Origin of the sequence: Alteromonas sp. K632G, from assembly GCF_017653625.1 — a bacterium.
Classification (GTDB): domain Bacteria; phylum Pseudomonadota; class Gammaproteobacteria; order Enterobacterales; family Alteromonadaceae; genus Alteromonas; species Alteromonas naphthalenivorans.
Genome location: NZ_JAGGDM010000001.1, coordinates 347,131 through 366,364 on the forward strand (window position 1 = coordinate 347,131; position 19,234 = coordinate 366,364).

At 42.9% G+C, this 19,234-nt stretch carries 17 protein-coding genes; 10 read left to right on the forward strand and 7 right to left on the reverse strand.

What is annotated here, in order from left to right; translation table 11 throughout:
• Nucleotides 1-39 precede the first annotated feature (39 nt).
• Both J5X92_RS01505 and sodB read right to left on the reverse strand, forming a co-directional pair.
• A complete protein-coding gene (locus tag J5X92_RS01505; RefSeq protein ID WP_208804336.1) occupies nt 40-1,962 on the reverse strand; it encodes a PrkA family serine protein kinase in 1,923 nt (640 codons plus the stop codon).
• 241 nt (nt 1,963-2,203) lie between these two features.
• Entirely contained in the window at nt 2,204-2,785 is a 582-nt protein-coding gene (gene sodB / locus J5X92_RS01510) for a superoxide dismutase [Fe] (protein WP_013784978.1), read from the reverse strand.
• A 510-nt stretch (nt 2,786-3,295) separates the two neighbouring features.
• Between sodB and J5X92_RS01515 the strand changes: the two genes are divergently transcribed.
• The 4 genes from J5X92_RS01515 (at nt 3,296) to J5X92_RS01530 (ending at nt 8,281) form a co-directional block, all read left to right on the forward strand.
• Complete coding sequence (locus J5X92_RS01515) at nt 3,296-3,646, forward strand: Grx4 family monothiol glutaredoxin (protein ID WP_013784977.1); 351 nt, start codon at nt 3,296-3,298, stop codon at nt 3,644-3,646.
• 293 nt (nt 3,647-3,939) lie between these two features.
• Nucleotides 3,940-6,501, forward strand: coding sequence for a TonB-dependent receptor (locus J5X92_RS01520; protein ID WP_013784976.1), 2,562 nt, complete (start codon nt 3,940-3,942; stop codon nt 6,499-6,501).
• Nucleotides 6,502-6,648: 147 nt separating this feature from the next.
• On the forward strand, nt 6,649-7,209 hold the full coding sequence (locus tag J5X92_RS01525) for an RNA polymerase sigma factor (RefSeq protein WP_013784975.1): 561 nt from the start codon (nt 6,649-6,651) through the stop codon (nt 7,207-7,209).
• 1 nt (nt 7,210) lies between these two features.
• Nucleotides 7,211-8,281 (forward strand): FecR domain-containing protein, encoded by a 1,071-nt coding sequence (locus tag J5X92_RS01530; RefSeq protein WP_126871913.1) that lies wholly within the window; start codon nt 7,211-7,213, stop codon nt 8,279-8,281.
• Here the strand turns inward: J5X92_RS01530 and J5X92_RS01535 are convergent.
• Nucleotides 8,257-8,496 (reverse strand): hypothetical protein, encoded by a 240-nt coding sequence (locus J5X92_RS01535; protein ID WP_126871912.1) that lies wholly within the window; start codon nt 8,494-8,496, stop codon nt 8,257-8,259. The genes J5X92_RS01530 and J5X92_RS01535 overlap by 25 nt on opposite strands.
• A gap of 235 nt (nt 8,497-8,731) precedes the next feature.
• Here J5X92_RS01535 and J5X92_RS01540 point away from each other — a divergent pair, with 235 nt between their 5' ends.
• Complete coding sequence (locus J5X92_RS01540) at nt 8,732-11,566, forward strand: TonB-dependent receptor (RefSeq protein ID WP_041452975.1); 2,835 nt, start codon at nt 8,732-8,734, stop codon at nt 11,564-11,566.
• 94 nt (nt 11,567-11,660) lie between these two features.
• On the opposite strand, the gene J5X92_RS01545 is transcribed toward J5X92_RS01540, so the two are convergent.
• Nucleotides 11,661-11,855: a bacterioferritin-associated ferredoxin gene (locus tag J5X92_RS01545; RefSeq protein ID WP_013784972.1), complete on the reverse strand. Its 195-nt coding sequence runs from the start codon at nt 11,853-11,855 to the stop codon at nt 11,661-11,663.
• Between the two features lie 251 nt (nt 11,856-12,106).
• Here J5X92_RS01545 and J5X92_RS01550 point away from each other — a divergent pair, with 251 nt between their 5' ends.
• A complete protein-coding gene (locus tag J5X92_RS01550) occupies nt 12,107-12,712 on the forward strand; it encodes a peroxiredoxin C (RefSeq protein ID WP_013784971.1) in 606 nt (201 codons plus the stop codon).
• A gap of 178 nt (nt 12,713-12,890) precedes the next feature.
• Here J5X92_RS01550 and rnt read toward each other — a convergent pair whose 3' ends face one another.
• Nucleotides 12,891-13,547 (reverse strand): ribonuclease T, encoded by a 657-nt coding sequence (gene rnt / locus J5X92_RS01555; protein ID WP_013784970.1) that lies wholly within the window; start codon nt 13,545-13,547, stop codon nt 12,891-12,893.
• Between the two features lie 316 nt (nt 13,548-13,863).
• Here rnt and J5X92_RS01560 point away from each other — a divergent pair, with 316 nt between their 5' ends.
• Nucleotides 13,864-14,670, forward strand: coding sequence for an OmpA family protein (locus J5X92_RS01560; protein WP_049791830.1), 807 nt, complete (start codon nt 13,864-13,866; stop codon nt 14,668-14,670).
• A 93-nt stretch (nt 14,671-14,763) separates the two neighbouring features.
• Here J5X92_RS01560 and glpQ read toward each other — a convergent pair whose 3' ends face one another.
• The gene (gene glpQ / locus J5X92_RS01565; RefSeq protein WP_041452973.1) at nt 14,764-15,777 is read right to left on the reverse strand and encodes a glycerophosphodiester phosphodiesterase; all 1,014 of its coding nucleotides are present in this window, start codon (nt 15,775-15,777) and stop codon (nt 14,764-14,766) included.
• A gap of 59 nt (nt 15,778-15,836) precedes the next feature.
• Nucleotides 15,837-16,223: a lactoylglutathione lyase gene (gene gloA / locus J5X92_RS01570; RefSeq protein ID WP_013784967.1), complete on the reverse strand. Its 387-nt coding sequence runs from the start codon at nt 16,221-16,223 to the stop codon at nt 15,837-15,839.
• Nucleotides 16,224-16,776: 553 nt separating this feature from the next.
• Between gloA and J5X92_RS01575 the strand changes: the two genes are divergently transcribed.
• The 3 genes from J5X92_RS01575 (at nt 16,777) to J5X92_RS01585 (ending at nt 19,201) form a co-directional block, all read left to right on the forward strand.
• Complete coding sequence (locus J5X92_RS01575; protein WP_013784966.1) at nt 16,777-16,989, forward strand: cold-shock protein; 213 nt, start codon at nt 16,777-16,779, stop codon at nt 16,987-16,989.
• A gap of 166 nt (nt 16,990-17,155) precedes the next feature.
• A complete protein-coding gene (locus J5X92_RS01580; protein ID WP_013784965.1) occupies nt 17,156-17,344 on the forward strand; it encodes a hypothetical protein in 189 nt (62 codons plus the stop codon).
• Between the two features lie 189 nt (nt 17,345-17,533).
• Nucleotides 17,534-19,201, forward strand: a complete 1,668-nt coding sequence (locus J5X92_RS01585) for a diguanylate cyclase (RefSeq protein ID WP_126871910.1) — start codon at nt 17,534-17,536, stop codon at nt 19,199-19,201.
• Nucleotides 19,202-19,234 lie beyond the last annotated feature (33 nt).

Here is a 19,234-nt window from a genome sequence, read left to right on the forward strand (position 1 = left end):
ACCTGCTTGTCATAGGGTGAACCACGAGTAAATAGCCCATTATGAGGCTTTACGAACTCGTAAATACCACTCACACAATAGTCTGACTTGCTTTTGTGTATAGCCTTTTTCCGTCATTCGATTTACAAAGTCGTCATGCTTTTTCTGTTCGTCGGCTGACCCTTTTGTATTAAACGAAATAACTGGCAGCAAATCTTCCGTGTTGGAAAACATTTTCTTTTCAATCACAGTGCGTAATTTTTCATAACTCGTCCACGATGGGTTTTTACCACCATTGTTGGCTCGTGCACGAAGTACGAAATTCACTATCTCATTACGGAAGTCTTTAGGGTTGCTAATTCCCGCAGGCTTTTCGGTTTTCTCAAGTTCAGCATTTAGCGACGCGCGGTCAAAAAGTTGACCGGTTTCAGGGTCACGATACTCCTGATCTTGGATCCAAAAGTCTGCATAAGTGACATAGCGGTCGAAAAGATTCTGCCCGTATTCTGAGTAAGATTCTAAATACGCGGTCTGAATTTCTTTACCAATAAATTCAACATATTTTGGTATCAGATAGCCTTTTAAGAACTCTAAATATTGCTCACTTAAATCAGGTGGAAATTGTTCACGTTCAATCTGCCTTTCAAGCACATAAAACAAATGCACAGGGTTGGCAGCCACTTCTTGATGATCGAAGTTAAACACACGGGATAGTATTTTAAAGGCAAAGCGAGTGGACAACCCTTCCATGCCTTCATCTACGCCTGCATAGTCGCGGTATTCTTGGTATGACTTCGCTTTAGGATCGGTGTCTTTCAAGCTTTCCCCATCATAAACCCGCATTTTTGAGAACAAACTCGAGTTTTCAGGTTCTTTTAATCGAGATAGCACAGTGAACTGCGCTAAGCATTCCAAGGTATCTGGTGCGCACGGTGCCCCTTTTAGTTCACTGCTATCTAGCAGTTTACGGTAGATATGAATCTCTTCACTTACTCGCAAACAGTAGGGCACTTTAACAATGTAAACGCGGTCTAAAAAGGCTTCGTTATTCTTATTATTTCTGAAGGTTTGCCATTCTGACTCATTTGAGTGGGCTAAGATCAGGCCATCGAAAGGCAACGCTGAAAAGCCTTCCGTAGGATTATAGTTACCTTCTTGGGTGGCAGTAAGTAGTGGATGTAGCACTTTAATTGGCGCCTTAAACATTTCTACGAATTCCATCAATCCCTGGTTCGCTTTACACAGTGAGCCTGAATAGCTATAAGCATCTGGGTCGTTCTGTGCGTATTGTTCTAAGCGACGAATATCTACCTTACCTACCAAGGCTGAAATATCTTGATTGTTCTCATCGCCAGGTTCAGTTTTCGCAATACCCACCTGATCAAGCACAGAAGGGTAGACACGCACAACTTTAAATTGAGTAATGTCACCATTATATTCATGCAGACGTTTTCGTGCCCATGGTGACATAATGGTTTTTAAGTAGCGCTTCGGAATACCATACTCTTGCTCAAGTAGATGGCCGTCTTCTTTTGCATCAAATAAGCAAAACGGATGGTCGTTAACCGGCGAACCTTTAATGATGTAAATCGGCACATGTTGCATCAGTTCTTTTAAACGTTCAGCTAACGACGATTTACCTCCACCTACAGGCCCCAATAAATAAAGAATTTGTTTCTTTTCTTCTAACCCCTGTGCGGCATGTTTTAGGTAAGAGACTATTTGCTCAATAGCTTCTTCCATACCATAAAATTCATTAAACGCGGGGTAGCGAGAAATCACGCGGTTTGAAAATATGCGACTCAGTGCGGGGTCCGTCGCGGTGTCTATCATTTGAGGCTCGCCAATGGCACTGAGCAATCGCTCAGCAGCATTTGCATAAGCTGCTGTGTCGTCCTTGCAAATCTCAAGGAACTCCTCAATGGTAAACTCTTCCTGCTTTCGTTCTTCGTATCGGTTTTGGTAATGTTCGAAAATACCCATGAATACCTCTTAAAAAAACGGTTGCCCGTAATTTCAGCTTAGTCGGTATTTAGAAATAGGAAACAAAAATCATAGTAAACTTTTGTATAGACGTGAAATGTTTGATCTAACGAAAAATGGAATTTTTTCGTTAAAATTGAGTCAAATACCCCCATTAGTATTACTTAAAAGTCTGTATATTATTAAATAATGGGCATAAAAAAACCCGCCTAAGCGGGTTTTTGAATTTGTCTGAAAATGATTACGCGAAGTTCGCGCTAGCAAATTCCCAGTTAGCAAGTGCCCAGAAGTTTTCTAGGTACTTAGGACGTACGTTACGGTAATCGATGTAGTAAGCGTGTTCCCAAAGGTCAACCGTCAATACAGGTGTAAGCTCGTCACCAGAAATTGGTGTTTCGGCGTTACTTGTATTCACGATGTCTAGAGAACCGTCAGCCGCTTTAACTAACCAAGTCCAGCTAGAGCCAAAGTTGTTCACTGCTTTATCATTGAATGCTGCTTGGAAGTCAGCGAATGAGCCCCATTTTGCATTAATTGCGTCAGCTAGTGCACCAGTAGGTTCGCCGCCGCCATTTGGACTTAAGCAGTTCCAGTAGAACGTGTGGTTCCAAACTTGTGCTGCATTGTTGAAAACGCCACCTTCAGAAGACTTGATGATCTCTTCTAGGCTTTTGCTTTCCAAATCAGTACCTTCAACTAAACCGTTTAATTTAGTTACGTAAGTAGCGTGATGCTTGCCGTAGTGATAGTCCAGCGTTTCAGAAGAAATATGCGGTTCAAGTGCATTTTTTTCGTATGGTAATGCTGGTAATTCAAAAGCCATATCGGTCTCCATGTTGGTTTAATGTTTTTTAAACAACGTTAATTTAAGCTCGCAATGCCTGTTCAACGAGCCTGTATAAATACTTTATCTAAGATGCTTATTTTATAATAGCAAAAGCATGCTGTAGATGTAGGGGCAAATTTGTATAACTCAATGACAAATTTATGAAAATTCTAAATTCTTGTCTAGTTATAATAATTGCCTTTCAAATCCCCATATCATGAATGCTAGGTTATGCTGCGTAGCCGCTACTTTGCAAACGATAGAAACGAGAGTACTGATAGTAAGTAATATCAGCATTGGATATAAGATCACTTTCATCTTACCAATGCGACTACGCTATATAAGACTACTGCTATCCACAATTGTCGTGGGCACCACGGGTTATATAAATATCCCTTTCAGATGCGGTGAGTATAAACCCATGAAAGAAACTATGATAATATTACCCTTGAATTCTACACGCTCATTCCCACTTATAGGGAATAACTTTTCCGCTGAGAGGACCTGATGGATAACACTGAAACTCAATCCACCGTAGACAGAATTAAGCAACAAATTGAAGAAAACCCTATTCTTTTATATATGAAGGGTTCTCCTAAACTGCCAAGTTGTGGTTTTTCTTCACAAGCATCACAAGCACTAATGGGCTGTGGTGAACCGTTTGCGTATGTAGACATTTTGCAAAATCCAGATATTCGCGCTGAACTACCAAAGTATGCGAACTGGCCAACTTTCCCGCAATTATGGGTAGACGGCGAGTTAGTTGGTGGTTGTGACATTATCATGGAAATGTTTCAACAAAACGAATTGCAGCCGTTAATTAAAGAAACGGCAGAGAAACACAAGACTGAAGAATAAGATTAGAAAGCCGGCAATTAGCCGGCTTTTTTGATTAAAACCCCGCAAAATCACACCACTTTCAATTCCCGTAAATACTAATAGACAGACCAGAAAACAAAATCCTCTATGGTTTGAAAATAAATAATTATTTTGTCCAAAAACGTTTGTTTTATAAGAGTTTACATCTTATAAAACGTGGGTGCTGACAAGTATATGGTCAGCGTTAAAGGTATAAAATAACTATCACTCGCTGCACTTATTACGTTCATGAAAGCGTAGAGGTGACAGGGGGAAAATCCCGGGAAACCACTATGAATACATCTTTGTCTTTATTGACCAAACACGTTCGAGGCGTACTTGCTGCGTCAGCGGCATTTTCTGTTATGGCCATTGCGCCAGTGCACGCCCAAGAGGCGGCAGATGCAGCAGAAGCGAACGCAGAAGATTATGAACAAATCGCCATTGTAGGTTCACGCGCAGCGCCACGTTCTGTCGCTGAATCTGCGGTACCTATCGATATTATCTCTGATGAAGAGTTTAAAAATCAGGGTGCCACCGATGTTGTCTCTATGATGCAAACGGTTGTTCCGTCGTTTAACGTTAACGACCAACCTATTAATGATGCATCTACCCTAGTTCGTCCTGCTAACCTTCGTGGTATGGCATCAGATCACACGCTTGTGCTAGTAAACGGTAAGCGTCGTCACCGTTCTGCGGTAATCACATTTCTAGGTGGTGGCTTGTCTGATGGTGCACAAGGCCCAGATATCTCGGTTATTCCAGCAGCGGCATTAAAGCAAATTGAAGTATTACGAGACGGCGCTGCGGCGCAGTATGGTTCAGACGCCATTGCCGGTGTTATTAACTTCGTATTAAACGATGCGTCAGAAGGCGGCTCATTTGAAGCTCGCTACGGTTCGTATTACGAAGGTGACGGCGACATGATTCAGCTGTCTGGTAATATTGGTATGCCGTTATCTGATAAAGGTTTCATTAACCTTTCTGCAGAATACCGTACTGCCGATGATACTTCTCGAAGTGTTCAGCGTGATGATGCAGCTGCGTTAGTCGCTGCTGGCAATACTTTCGTTGCCGACCCTGCACAAATTTGGGGTTCGCCTGAAATTAAACACGACTACAAACTTTTCGCTAACCTAGGGTTAGAGCTAAGTGATACCGCAGAAGCCTATATGTTCGGTAACTTCGCTGAGCGTGAAGTGGAAGGTGGTTTCTACTACCGTAACCCGCACACTCGTGGCGGTGTTTACGCGGCTGATGACGGTTCCCTATTGGTTGGTGACTTAACCGACGACCTTTCAGGTAACTGCCCTACCGACATCATCCCTGGCGACAACGTATTAACTAACGAACGCTACATCAATGAAGTGGCTAATAACCCCGATTGTTTTGCGTTCAACGAAATATTGCCAGGTGGTTTCACACCGCGTTTCGGTGGAACGGTTACCGATATGTCATTGGTATTCGGAACCCGTGGTGAATTAGCGAACGACATCACTTATGACGTAAGTTTGAACTTAGGTGAAAACGAAGTTGATTTTGTTATCAGCAACACCATCAACCCATCACTTGGTCCCGATACTCCGTTCGAGTTTAGCCCTGGTCGTTATACGCAATCAGAGCAAACCCTTGACGTAGATTTCACTAAGCCTTTTGAAATTGGTTTGTATGAGCCGTTATTTGTAGCAAGTGGTTTCCAATACCGTCATGAAAGCTACGAGAGTTTTGCCGGTGATACTGCATCTTATGAAATTGGTCCTCTAGCGTCACAAGGCTTTGGTATTGGTTCAAATGGTTTCCCTGGTTTAGCGGCAAACAGCCAAGGCTTAGTATCGCGTCATAACATCGCGTTCTACGTAGATGCAGAAGCGTACATCACTGAGACCTTTATGTTAGCGGGTGCTATTCGTTACGAAGATTACTCAGACTTTGGTGATACCACTAAAGGTAAAGTGGCGTTCCGCTGGCAAGCGCTTGAAAACATCGCGTTCCGTGGTGCTTTCTCAACTGGCTTTAAAGCACCTACATTAGGACAAAGTAACGTACGTAACGTAACCACAGCATTTGGTACTGATGGCAAGCTTATCGACCGTGCTACGCTTCCACCTACCGATCCTGTGTCACAGCTTAAAGGTGGTGAGCAGCTTACTCCGGAAGAATCTGAAAGTATTACCTTTGGTGTAGTGGCAGACTTCGATAACGGTTTGTTCGTTACTGCTGATTACTACAACATTGAACTTACTGACCGTATCAGTACCGCTTCTGGTATTGCGCTTACTGATGAAGATATAGCGATTTTGCTTGATCAAGGCATCAGTGATGCGTCTAGCTTTAGTGAAATTAGTTTCTTTACCAATGACTTCGATACCACAACCGAAGGTCTTGATGTGGTAGCAAACTACAGCATGGATATGTTCGAAGGCGAAACTAAGTTCTCGCTCGCGTACAACTGGACGTCCACCGAAGTAGATAGAGCATCTGATAATATTTCAGCTGAACGCATCCGCATGTTGGAAGATAACCTTCCGGCAGTACGCTACAGTGCAACAGCTAACCATACGAATGGTGACTGGCGCTTCCTAGCTCGCCTAAACTATTTCGGTAGCATCTATGAAGATCACCTAGATTCAGCACTACCTATCGATAAAGTAGGGTCTGAAATCACGATTGATTTGGAAATGGCTTATAACTTCACAGAAGAGCTGACCGTAACAGTGGGTGCGAAAAACGCGTTTGATGAGTACCCAGATGAAAACACGCAGTATGCAGGTATTGCAGGTTCGTTGTATCCGACTACGTCTCCCATCGGTATCAATGGCGGTTTCTATTACCTGAGAGGTGTTTACACTTTCTAAAAACGGAAACCAGGTAAAAGGAGGCGTTCGCCTCCTTTTATTTCTCTAAATGCTAAAAATATAAGATTTCATCGTGCAAGCAGACCAATAAATTGGCATGATGGTGAAATAACTGTAAGCAATTTGAAACACCTGCAAAATTTTAATATGACCAGAAAGTCGACAGTCACCGAATCCTTCTTAAAATATCGCGCAAAGCTAATGCGTGCGGTGAGTACTATTGTGGGTGCCGACGATATAGAAGACATCGTTCAAGAAGCATTCATAAAAAGTTATGAAGCTGAGATGAATCAAGAGATTCGCTTTGAACGCACGTACATGCTGAAAACAGCACGTAACTTAGCATTAAACCATGTTGCCAGAGCCGAAAATAAAAATAATCAGCCTATTGATGACATGGACATTTTACCCCACGAACTGGTGGGTTATAGCCTAGAAAAAAATGTAGAAAGTAAGGAGCGCTTCATCCACTTTTGTCGAGCGACAGATACATTGTCTGCGGATGTTAAGCGGGTATTTTTACTTAAAAAAGTATATGGCATGCGCCAAAAAGACATCGCAGAACTCGTTGGTTTAAGCGAGAGTACGGTAGAAAAGCATGTCGCTAAAGGATTAATGTTGTGCTCGAAATATTTAGCCGAGCTATCTAAAGATGACGCCCCCGTGCGCACATCTCGTAATGCGACTCAGGACATAAGCCGTAGTTAACATGAACAATATTCGTCAGTTTTCCAGCAAAGAAGATATCCAAGAGCAAGCCTGCTTGTGGATAAGCCGTCTCGATCGCGAACTTAGCGAAGACGAAAAAACACAGCTAGATGCGTGGCTTGCCGAAAGTCCAAATCATCGCAAGGCACTCATGGAGGCCGCAAGCTTGTGGGATGATATGTCAGTACTTAACGAGTTAAGTGGCTTGTTTCCTCGTCATCAGAACAAAACCGAATCCCATAATCGCCAAAAGCGCCGCGTGGGTATAGTTACTCAAGCTCGCATGAGCGTAGCAGCTGCGTTTTTAGTTATGACTATTGCGGTAGCTGTTGTGGTTGACCGTATTTGGCTAGAAGCGCCAGATGTAGTGGCGCACATGTCTGAGAAAATTGAAACCGGTATTGGTGAACAAAGAAATCTCGTGCTTTCAGATGGCTCTACACTGCTTTTAAACACAAACTCGCGTGTTACCGTCGATTTTTCTGACGATGTGCGAAACATTGTATTGCTAAAAGGCGAAGCGCATTTTGAAGTGGCGCACGATACCACGCGACCTTTCACGGTAACCGCAGGTAATAATACGGTTACCGCAGTGGGTACTGCGTTTAACATGCAGTATGTTGACGACAACGCTTTCGAATTAGTGGTAACCGATGGAAAGGTATTAGTTAAAGACAGATTTAGTGCATTCAGTAGTAATCAGTCACTATTTTCCAAAGCGCCTGTTGAAGGTGAAGGCCTGCTTATGTTTGCGGGTGAAAAAGCCACAGTAAAAGGCGATGTTGATGCCCGCGAGAGTTTATCGCAAAACGACATTGATGATGATTTAGCATGGCAGCAAGGCATGATTGTGTTTAAAGGTGAGCGCTTAGAAGCCGTGCTTGCTGAAATTGGTAGATATACGCAAGTACACTTTCAGATTTCTGACGAATCGCTTAAAAGCCGCCGTGTTGCAGGCTACTTTAAAGTGGGCGATATTGATGGCTTGCTAGCTGCACTTAAAAACAGCTTTAATATTGAATACGAAAAAGTATCCGATACTAGTATTCAGCTTTCGGTTTCTCGAGGATAGTTTAAGGCCGGTGTAGAGCTGCTGTATGGCTCATTCGCAGATAATTCGCAGTTGATGAATAACGGCAATGAATCTAGGTTGAGTGACTCAAAGTTGGTGGCTGAAGGTTGGTGGTTGAAGGTTAATAATTCGACGCTAAATATCACTAAATAACTGACGAATAATACGCGGGTAATGCGTGCCTTAAATACCAGTGCAAATGCATTATTTGGCATAAGCTTAACTATTGTGACAATATAATAAAACAAATAATAAGTACGATTTCTCATCTTGCATCATTTGCGTTCGGCCAATTTTTCTCGTGCAGTAGTGCGCAGCTATAACAGTGTGCGCAAGGCAAGTATTTGCTTTGTGTTAGCCGTTTGTGCTGGTCCTATTCAGGGCGCATTCGCGCAAGAGCCCGAGTCTCAAGCTGGTCAACGTAGCAAACAAGAAAATGCGCCAAGCCCAATAAAGCAGTCTAATCAAACGGCCTTTCAGTTTTCAATTCCAGCCCAAGATGCCGATGACGCGCTAACAGAACTAGCAAAGCAAGCTAATACCACACTCTTATTTCCTTTCGACTTAGCGCAAACGGTTAAAACTAATTCTTTAGAAGGCAACTTCACCCTTAACGAAGCCTTATCAAAATTGCTTGATGGCACCGAGCTTGCTGTGGTTACTGACAGTGCTGGGCAAGTCAGTATTCGTTCTCGCAGTGATGTAGTTGCTCAAAATAGAAAAGACGAGGGTGAAGAGAGTGTTCAAGAAGAAGACACAAGTAATGCGCTTGAGCGCATTGCCGTAGTAGGGACCAGAAGTTCTCCTCGTAGTGTGGTCGAATCGCCCGTGCCACTCGATATTATTGGCTCAGAATCGTTACGTTCACAAGGCAACAGCGATGCCTTGTCGATGCTAAGCACCATGGTGCCTTCTTTAAACGTCAACGATCAGCCTATTAATGATGCTACCAGTTTAGTGCGACCTGCTAATTTACGAGGTATGGCGTCAGATCACACATTACTGCTCGTCAACGGTAAACGCAGACATCGCTCGGCAGTCATTACTTTTCTTGGCGGTGGCTTATCTGATGGCGCACAGGGGCCGGATATTTCGGTTATCCCTGCTTATGCATTAAAACAAATTGAAGTTTTACGAGATGGTGCTGCGGCACAATACGGTTCAGATGCCATTGCCGGCGTGATTAACTTCGTACTTGATGATAGTGATTCAGGTGGCAGCATCGCACTTAAAACGGGTACCTATTCTGAAGGTGATGGTGAGTTATTTCAGATACAGGCTAATAAAGGTTTTCGTTTAGGTGAAAACGGCTTCTTGAACGCCACGGTAGAATATCGACAGCAACAAGGCACATCACGCTCTGTTCAGCGTGATGATGCACAAGGCCTCATTGATGCGGGTAATAGGCTTATAAGCAGCCCTGCGCAAATATGGGGCGCGTTAGATGTTAACGAAGACATGAAAATGTCGGCAAATGCGGGGTGGGACATTGCGCCTAACTACGAAGGTTACGCGTTAGCAACTTATGCCCATCGTGAAATAAGTGGCGGTTTTTACTTTCGCAACCCACAAACCCGAGAAGGTGTCTTTTCTGAAACGAACGAAGAAACGGGCGAGAGTCGCTTATTGGTTGGGGATTTAGACGGTATAGGGCAGGGGATTAGATGCCCCACCATTTTCCTTGATGATACCAATGTATTGGATAACCCCGATTATTTGCGTATTGCCGATAATACCACCGCACTTGGTGCGAACTGCTTTGCCTTTAACGAGTGGTTTCCCGGTGGGTTTACCCCACAATTTGGTGGCACAATCACTGATGCCTCTGTATTTGCTGGCGTCAAAACGGAATTAGATAATGGCTGGGCGATGGATTTGAGTGCCAGTGTAGGGTATTCAGATATCGCTTATCGTTTATCTGGCACCGTTAATCCTTCTCTTGGGCCAGACTCTCCGCTCTCTTTTTCTCCAGGCTCAGTTAGCCAAGTAGAGCGTACGTTTAATCTTGATTTCGCAAAGCTAATTCAATCCGTATTTGAAGAGCCAATTAGTATTGCTATGGGCGCAGAGTGGCGCAGAGAAACTTACTTTCAAAAAGCCGGTGATGATGCCTCTTATGCCGCTGACTCGCTCGCTTTTGACCCCACAACGGGGGCATCGCAAGGGTTCAGCATTGGCTCGAACGGATTCCCTGGTTACCAGCCTCAATCTGCAGGGCACTGGAGCAGAAGTAATTGGGCGGTGTACATAGACTTGGAGTTTTTCTTAAGTGAAGCATGGCAGTTTGGTGTAGCCACCCGCGTTGAACACTTTACTGATTTTGGCTCTACCTTTGATGGCAAGCTAAGTACGCGATATAAGGTTAATGACTTATTTGCCCTTCGAGGCTCTATCAATACTGGCTTTAAAGCGCCGACGGTTGGTCAAAGTAATGTGATTAATGTCACCACGGCTTATAGCGCGAATGGACTAGAAGACCAAGCCACACTGCCGCCCACTGATTTGATATCACAACAGCTAGGTGCAACACCGCTCACTCCAGAAGAGTCGGTTAACTTTAGTTTAGGTGTGGTGATGCACGTAAGTGATACCTTTTTCGCAACCCTCGACTATTTTAATATCCGTTTAATGGACAGGATCAGTACCACGTCAGCAATACCGCTTAGTGAGGCAGACATCCAAGTGCTTAGTGCGAACGGCCGCGACGATGCGGCGAACTACAATGCCGCCAAATTTTTCACCAATGACTTTGATACCCAAACCCAAGGGGTCGATTTAGTGGTTCACTACGACTTCATGGTACAAGATTGGAAGCAGACATTGTTGTTAGCTTACAATTGGACAGACACACAAGTAGAGCGGGTGACCTTGTATCCCACCATGGTTGATGGTGAGATAACCTTAATGCCAAACCTGACAACGCAGCGCATTAGAATGCTAGAAGATAACTTGCCAGCACACAGAGGCAGTTTGACGCTCGAACAGTACATTGGTGACTTTAATTTTACGTGGCGGGCAAACTACTACGGCAAATATTACGAAGACCATCTAGATGCTTCTGCGGGAATGGATATTTATGGAAGCGACACGCTAACGGCAGATGCGCAAGTAGCATGGTTTTTTTCACCGTCGTGGGGAGTTACGCTAGGTGTGCAAAACTTATTTGATACAAAACCTGATAGCAATCCGTTTAGTGGGGAAGTAGGGGCTTTATATCCGCCAACATCGCCAGGGGGGATTAATGGCGCATTCTATTATTTAGGATTGGAATACAGTGTTGATTAACGACACAAAAGTTGATTGAAATAGAAGGTCAGATAAATTTTGGATAGAATCTAAAAAATAGAAACTAGGAAAATACCTAGGAAAAAAGAAAGGGCTAGCCTACGTTTTTAAACATAGAATCATCGATGATGGTTTGATCGATAATCTGTTGTGCCATTTGGATGCACTTGCCACACTGGGAACCAAGTTCCATATGTTCACGCAATTCACGCATGTTACCTACGCCATTACCTTGTACTGCGGCGCGTATGCTTTTATCGGTAACGCCGTAACACATACATACAAACATAAAACACTCCAAATAAGTCTGTAAATGATAATAATTGCTATTTCATTCTAATGCAAGTGAGATTTAGTCGTATTCACACTCAAGAAATCATCAAAAAGGGTGGCCGTTGGTACGATGAGTGAAAAATTAGCAGAAGTAGAGTGCGTTACCGCTTGTTATCTAAGATAAAGTACCAATAAAGAGAGTTAGAAAACGCCAAGTGAAAAGACGTTTTACTTATTATTTAGTTTTTATATAAATTGGAGATATTTATGAGTGTATTAGTTGGCCGTCCAGCGCCGGATTTTACCGCTGCTGCAGTATTAGGTTCAGGTGAAATAGTTGATTCATTTTCACTATCTGAAACCATCAAAGGCAAAAAAGCGGTACTTTTTTTCTACCCGCTAGATTTCACCTTTGTTTGCCCATCTGAACTTATTGCTTTTGATAAGCGTTTTGAAGAATTTAAAAAACGGGGCGTAGAAGTGATTGGGGTTTCTATCGATTCACAGTTTTCTCATAACGCATGGCGAAATACGCCAGTAAACGAAGGTGGCATTGGTCCAGTTCAATATACGTTAGTGGCCGACGTGAAACATGAAATTTGTCAGGCGTATGATGTTGAGCATCCAGAAGATGGCGTGGCATTTAGAGGTTCTTTCCTGATTGATGAAGAAGGCCTAGTACGTCATCAAGTGATTAACGACCTTCCGCTAGGCCGTAATGTAGACGAAATGCTTCGTATGGTCGATGCACTTGCATTCCATCAGGATCATGGCGAAGTTTGCCCAGCAGGTTGGACACAAGGTAAAGCGGGTATGGATGCTTCACCAGAAGGCGTAGCCAAGTACCTTGCAGCAGAAGCTGACAAGTTATAATAGGCCGAAAGTATCTACAAAAGCTTTAAAAGTAAGCACTCAGGCTTGTTAAATAGGCTTTATGCAAATACGTCTACCTAATACTAAAACAGCGCCATTCGGCGCTGTTTTTTATTTCTACTGAATAAATTTTAATTTGAAGCGATTGCAGCTAAGGCAGCATTTCAGACGTTGCTTATCAGCAAGGCTCATCAGGGCTGATAGGTTCACCAGCTAAGGGCCAGCCGCCCAATGCTTTGTAACGATTTACCATAAAGCAAAACAGTTCCGTGGTTTTTTGCGCATCATATAATGCGCTGTGGGCTTCTTTTTGATCAAACTCAATACCTGCCGCACGGCAGGCTTTAACCAAAACAGTTTGGCCTAACGTTAAACCGGCAAGGCTGGTGGTATCAAAAGACACAAAGGGGTGAAAAGGCGTGCGTTTGATATTACAACGAGCGATAGCCGCGTTGACGAAACTTTGGTCGAAGGTGGCGTTATGCGCCACAATCACCGAGCGCTGGCAATCCGCATCTTTTTGCGCTTTACGAATACCTTTGCACAACGACTTCATTGCTTCACTTTCTTCTATGGCACCGCGCAGGGCACAGTGAGGGTCAATGCCGTTAAACTCTAGCGCTGCAGGCTCTAAGTTCGCGCCTTCAAAAGGATCGACATGGTAATGAAAAGTTTGGTCGGGATAAATCAGACCATCTTCTTCCATTTTTACCGTTACGGCAGCAATTTCAAGTAAGGCATCGGTCCCAGCATTAAAACCGGCGGTTTCAACGTCGATAACAACAGGGAAGTAGCCCCTAAAACGATGAGGAAGGGAGTGGTGCAACTCAGACATAGTTTCTCTTAGCAGGTTCTTTGGTTACGTAACAAAGCTGTATCAACATAGAAATGCTACAAAAAGTGCTGGGATTATGGCAAGGATAACCCACGGTATCCAGCCTGAATTTCAATGTGGGGCGTTAGAAACCTGAAATGAGGGCATAATTGATGGTATTAATGGTATAGAAGGCTAAACTTTTCTACACTAAGGACGATATATTCTGTAAGCGCCTTTTCGTTAGGTATGGTTTATCAGTTGAGTGGGTATAGTTGTGAAGCGTAAATTCGGTTTACTTATTCCGTTGTTTTTTACTACGGTCGCAAGCGGTGCTATGCGTCAGTATTCTGCTACGGTAGAAACGTCTAACTGGGAAGTGGTTGATGCATCGCGTTTGCAATGTACATTGAACCATCCTTTACCCGGTTACGGCGATGCCATGTTTACAAGCGTGGCTTCTAAACGGCTTAATATGGAATTTGAGCTAGACATGCATTTATTGCCTAACCGCTTCGATGTAGCTGCTGTTTATTCTGTACCGCCAAAGTGGATGCCGGGTGTAGCGCCTAAAACCATCGCCGATATGACATTGCGCACGCAATATAACGGTGACCTTCCGCAAGACGCTGCATGGACTATGCTAAGTGAACTCGAAAAAGGCTTCTGGCCCACCATTTATTATCAAGACTGGTATAACGAATACGATAAAGTGAGTGTTGCATTAAACGCCAGTAATTTCTCGATGGTGTATCGAGACTTCGTTAAGTGTGTGTCTAACTTATTGCCTTACAACTTCGACGATATTGCCTATACGGTGTTGTCGTATCAGAAAAACAGTACCGAACTGACTAAGTATTCTCAAAAGCGCCTAACAATGATTGGGGAATACCTAAAAGAAGATAGCGACTTAGAGTTAGTATTGCTTGATGGCTATACCGATAGCTATGGCGGGCGATGGAACAACGAACAATTATCTATACGCCGAGCCAATGAAGTAAAAAGCTACTTAACTACCATAGGCGTGCCCGATGACAGAATTCAACTGACGGGGCACGGTGAGAAGCGCCATATAGCAAATAACGATACCCGAGAGTCGCGAGCGCAAAATAGAAGGGTAGTAGTGCGGTTATCTAAATCTTAGGGTTATCTAAAAACTAAGTAAAAAATATAAACAAATTTGAAAAAGCGGCTTAATGGCCGCTTTTTTGTGAAGTGAATAATATATTTGTTGTTGCTATTCGCCTTGTGCTTCAAGCCAGGCTTTTACCGGCGGCACATGGTCGGTAAATACGCCGTCTACGTTTACCACGTGTTTCAGGGTAGAAAGAAGTTGCTCTGCAGTCATACCTGGCGGTAGGGCATCTTGACGGAACGTGTAGGGATGAATAATGAAACCTTCTGAATGGGCATACTCAACCCAAGATGCGGGTATCAGTTTGCCTGTTTCCATCGCTTGGGGGTCTAGTAGTTGGCCTAACCAAGGGCCTAAACCGTCGGCATATTTAGCCACTTCTTTCATGCCTGCTTCACTTTTGATCCAATCGTAGTCTGTGGTTGATTCTCCCCAACTGTTTTCACCTATTAGCATGACCACTTTTCCCGCATAGTTTAGGTCTTTTCTAATGCGCTTTATTTCATCGAAGTCGAAACACTGCAAGTAACTGTTGGCGTCTTTATTGGCAAGATTAAATCGTGTTAGTGATGCAATCACAATCTGGCTAGCATCTACTCCTTGTTCGTTATGCCACGCTGGTGATTTTACTTCCGTATAAACCCCTACATTGGTATTGAACTCTCGATTAAGCTGAGTAATAAGCTCGTAGTGTTCTTCTAAGGTTGCCACGGTAAAATTTGCCGTATTCCCTGTATAGCGTTTTGTAAAAACTTGTTCACCCTTGCTGTTCGCTCGTTCGTGTACTTGCAGAGTACGAAGCTCAGCTAACGTGAAGTCTAAGGCGTAAAAGCGACCATCTTTACGTGCACGCTCTGGAAATACTTGCTCAACATTGGTTACTGTTTCTAAGTGTATGTCGTGCAAGACCACAGCAATCCCATCTTTAGTAATAACCGCATCTTGCTCAATAAAGTCAGGGTTCATGGCAAAAGCAAGCGTGGCGGCTTCTAATGTGTGCTCAGGCAGATAACCTGACGCGCCCCTATGAGCAATAACATCGAAGTCTTTCGCCAATAGTACTGGGCTTGCAAAAATCGAGATAGAAAGCGAGAAAGTAAGTAGAGCGTGACGAATTTTTAGCATGATAGGGCAATATCCTTATTAATAGGGCCGCTGTATTTTAAAATAGAGACTTATTGTTTTGTTTGAATAAGTTCGATGGCATAGCCATCTGGATCGCGAACAAAAGCAATGACAGTAGAGCCGCCCTTTACGGGGCCTGGCTTACGGTATACATCACAGCCATTTTGCTCTAGGTTTTCGCAGAACTGATAAATATCGTCTACTTCGATGGCGATGTGGCCGTAAGCCGTGCCTTTTTCATAGGTGTTGTCGCCCCAGTTATAAGTGAGTTCAAGTACGGTAGTGTTAGTTTCTTCACCATAACCCACGAAAGCGAGCGTGTATTCATAAGCTTGGTTTTCAGACTTCCTCAATAGCTTCATGCCCATCAAGTGAGTGTAGAAGTGCAAAGATGCATCAAGATCTTCAACACGAAGCATGGTGTGTAGCATTCTCATTCGACTCTCCCCGTTCTTCTAAGAACATCATATATATCAGTTTACTATGGGTATGTGAAAGGAATGAGACACTAAAGCCCAAATACAATAGCTGCAAGCACCTATCGGTAAACCGCTAGCAAAAAAGGACAATTAAAAGTTATACATTCCCTTATTGTCTATTTTAAGGTGACGGCGACGTTGTAGTAAATAACACAACTATTCTATCGACTTACGTATGTGAAATGTCTGTAGTGATTGCGCCTGCCATTGATGGTGAATGAAGGGGGAGGGCTCGAGGGTTAAGGTGTGTGGGCGATTGTAATGGAAGTAATACAGTAATATGTTGCTCGATAATAGAAATAAATAGCAATATCGGTAGACTTACCTTACGGAAAGATGTACATTATGCCCGCTTTAGATAATAAAAAGCTTTTTCTACTACTGCCTTGTACCCTTTTATTCTTCAGTTTTACCGAAGTTTTAATAGATATACATTTGCGTTACTAGTAAGTTAAATCTATTGCTATCCGGTGAATTTCACCAATTACTTCAAATATATAAGGTTACAAACATGTCTGATACAGTAAACGGCACAGTTAAATGGTTCAACGAAGATAAAGGTTTTGGTTTTCTTACTCAAGACGGTGGCGGTAAAGACGTATTCGTACATTTCCGTTCAATCGCTTCTGACGGCTTCAAAACTCTTTCTGAAGGCCAAGCGGTTAGCTTCAGCGTAGAACAAGGTCAAAAAGGCCTTCAAGCTGCAAACGTTGTTGTTCTTTAAGTAGAACTTTAAAATACAACGACAAAAGGCTAAGTTTCTACTTAGCCTTTTTTAATTGTGCAGTACTAATATTTTTATTTATTTTTGGTTTGATAAGAACAGAATTTTGAAAGGAATTTTAAAACGAATAAAAAACTAGCAACATTATTATACAAAGAAAAATTATATGTCTCATACTATTAACGGCGCTTCGCTCCGTACACTTCCCCCTATTTCGACAATCTCAGTAAATAACTTCAACGTTGTTTTTACCGATAAAGAGTGTCAAAAGTCAGTTCAATTTCACAACAACAGAGATACTAAAGTATTTTTACGTTGGTTGCTTAATACTACGGTTGAAAGTATTTATGCTTAGCTAATAAGCAGGCTGAAGCAAAATTAATACTGCGTTAAGAGCTCGTGTGTCGCTATTGCCTTACAGAATATTGCGTATAAAAAAGTAAATTTCCTCTTTTATATTATGTATTCTGAGCAAGCAGGTTTATGCTTGATATAGGACAAGTAACAGTTTTGTTGCCCTTTTACCTGCAGACAAGGTTCGATTTTGCTTTCTTACTTTCATTTGGGTGTTTTTTATTTTCTCCTCATGCTGGTGGTAGTCCCCGCATTTGGTCAGGAACCTATATCAGTCGGTGATGATAAGCGTATAATCGCTGATGCTAATGTGTGGCACGAATTAGATTACTCTTTTGATACATCAAATCTCGAATCAAAAAATAAGCTAGCAATTTTAAAAGAGGCTTATGAATACGCCGCGGTTGTGCCATCACTGGGTGGGAAGTCGGGAAGTTACTTTACCAAAGTAGTCTTAGATATTTCACAAAAAGGGCAGTACTTTGTTGTCGTTAATGCCAACTTCATTGATGTTGGTTTAGCTTCATATTCGTCGCCTGTTCAGCCTGAACTTAGCACTCAAGTCTTCTCTCAACTTCTTGATGACAGCTCGCCGCCGGTGCTTCATTTTCAAGCCGTGACGGTGCAAACCGTTATGGCAAATGAGCGAGTAGAATTATGGCTGTTTATTAAGGCCAAGCAGTTTCCTACGCCAGTTTCCATTACTGTGTTAGACAGTACAGAGTTTTATCGTTTCCAAAAATTTAATAACGGTATTTCCATAGCTGGCATTACCACCATGTTCATTTTGTCCTTGCTGGCCTTGCTCATCTATTCTGGGACGAGGAAAAGAGTAGCATTAACCTGTGCAGGCTATTTGGGTATTCACGCTATTGGCTGGATGGCAGCTTCTGGAATGCTAGGTGATATCGTTCATTTCCCATTCAATACCAGTTATTGGGGAATGCTACTTTTTCCTTTCGCTATTGCCTGTGCTGCTCAGTTTGTCTCAGATTTATTTGAGTGCAAAACCGACCACAAAAAGTTGTTCAAATTTCTTAACACTTTGAGTCTAGTAAGCGTTGTATTAGGCGTTGGCATGTGGTTTATGCCATTTTCTATCGCATATTTACTATCTCACTTATTGGCTATGTTCTGGATAGTGGTGACCATAGCGGTGGGTGTGAGCATGATTAGACAGCAAGATTTCCGCGCGAAATATTTTTTGGCAGGCAATCTACTCTACAGTGCATCACTTGGCTACTACATTGCTGCTCACAGCCAGTATTTCGGTGAGCTAGCGTACCCCGAATCTGTTGTTATATTTGCATTGTCGCTAGATTGCTTATGTATTTTGTTGTGCTTAACTGAGTGGTTTAAATTAAAGCAAAAGGAGTTCAATCGAAACCAGTACTTATCGCGCATAGACTCAATGACTCAGCTTGGTAACAGATTCTCTCTAACAGAATGCATTGAAGCCTTAGATGACTACTACGTTATTATTTTCATCGATTTAGATGGTTTAAAGGCCATTAACGATAAACACGGTCATGATGAAGGCGACAAACTTATTATTAAGGCTGCGAGCCTATTGCAACAATCGTTTTACTTTTTGGGAGATATCTTCCGCTCAGGAGGCGATGAGTTTGTAGGGGTATTGCAAGCCGATTCGACCAGAGAAACCCGAAACGTGGCTGATAGCGCCTTATCAATAGTATCGAATGTTTCAATGGAGCTTAGCAAGCAATGGAGTGATGCGGGCGTTAGCTTTGGGATTGCAACAAGCCTTGAGACTAAGGTGCCTTCAGAATGTATATCGTTGGCAGATAAACGTATGTATCAACACAAAGCTAAATCGAAGCATCCGCGCTCTGGCTAGGCGCTTAGTGAAAAGGCTTTTTGTAAGAGTTCT

Bases quoted from the DNA above. Each gene is read 5' to 3' on its own strand.
- J5X92_RS01505 (WP_208804336.1), bottom strand. From the start codon at position 1,962: ATGGGTATTTTCGAACATTACCAAAACCGATACGAAGAACGAAAGCAG.
- sodB (WP_013784978.1), bottom strand. From the start codon at position 2,785: ATGGCTTTTGAATTACCAGCATTACCATACGAAAAAAATGCACTTGAA.
- J5X92_RS01515 (WP_013784977.1), top strand. From the start codon at position 3,296: ATGGATAACACTGAAACTCAATCCACCGTAGACAGAATTAAGCAACAA.
- J5X92_RS01520 (WP_013784976.1), top strand. From the start codon at position 3,940: ATGAATACATCTTTGTCTTTATTGACCAAACACGTTCGAGGCGTACTT.
- J5X92_RS01525 (WP_013784975.1), top strand. From the start codon at position 6,649: ATGACCAGAAAGTCGACAGTCACCGAATCCTTCTTAAAATATCGCGCA.
- J5X92_RS01530 (WP_126871913.1), top strand. From the start codon at position 7,211: ATGAACAATATTCGTCAGTTTTCCAGCAAAGAAGATATCCAAGAGCAA.
- J5X92_RS01535 (WP_126871912.1), bottom strand. From the start codon at position 8,496: ATGCCAAATAATGCATTTGCACTGGTATTTAAGGCACGCATTACCCGC.
- J5X92_RS01545 (WP_013784972.1), bottom strand. From the start codon at position 11,855: ATGTTTGTATGTATGTGTTACGGCGTTACCGATAAAAGCATACGCGCC.
- J5X92_RS01550 (WP_013784971.1), top strand. From the start codon at position 12,107: ATGAGTGTATTAGTTGGCCGTCCAGCGCCGGATTTTACCGCTGCTGCA.
- rnt (WP_013784970.1), bottom strand. From the start codon at position 13,547: ATGTCTGAGTTGCACCACTCCCTTCCTCATCGTTTTAGGGGCTACTTC.
- J5X92_RS01560 (WP_049791830.1), top strand. From the start codon at position 13,864: ATGCGTCAGTATTCTGCTACGGTAGAAACGTCTAACTGGGAAGTGGTT.
- gloA (WP_013784967.1), bottom strand. From the start codon at position 16,223: ATGAGAATGCTACACACCATGCTTCGTGTTGAAGATCTTGATGCATCT.
- J5X92_RS01575 (WP_013784966.1), top strand. From the start codon at position 16,777: ATGTCTGATACAGTAAACGGCACAGTTAAATGGTTCAACGAAGATAAA.
- J5X92_RS01580 (WP_013784965.1), top strand. From the start codon at position 17,156: ATGTCTCATACTATTAACGGCGCTTCGCTCCGTACACTTCCCCCTATT.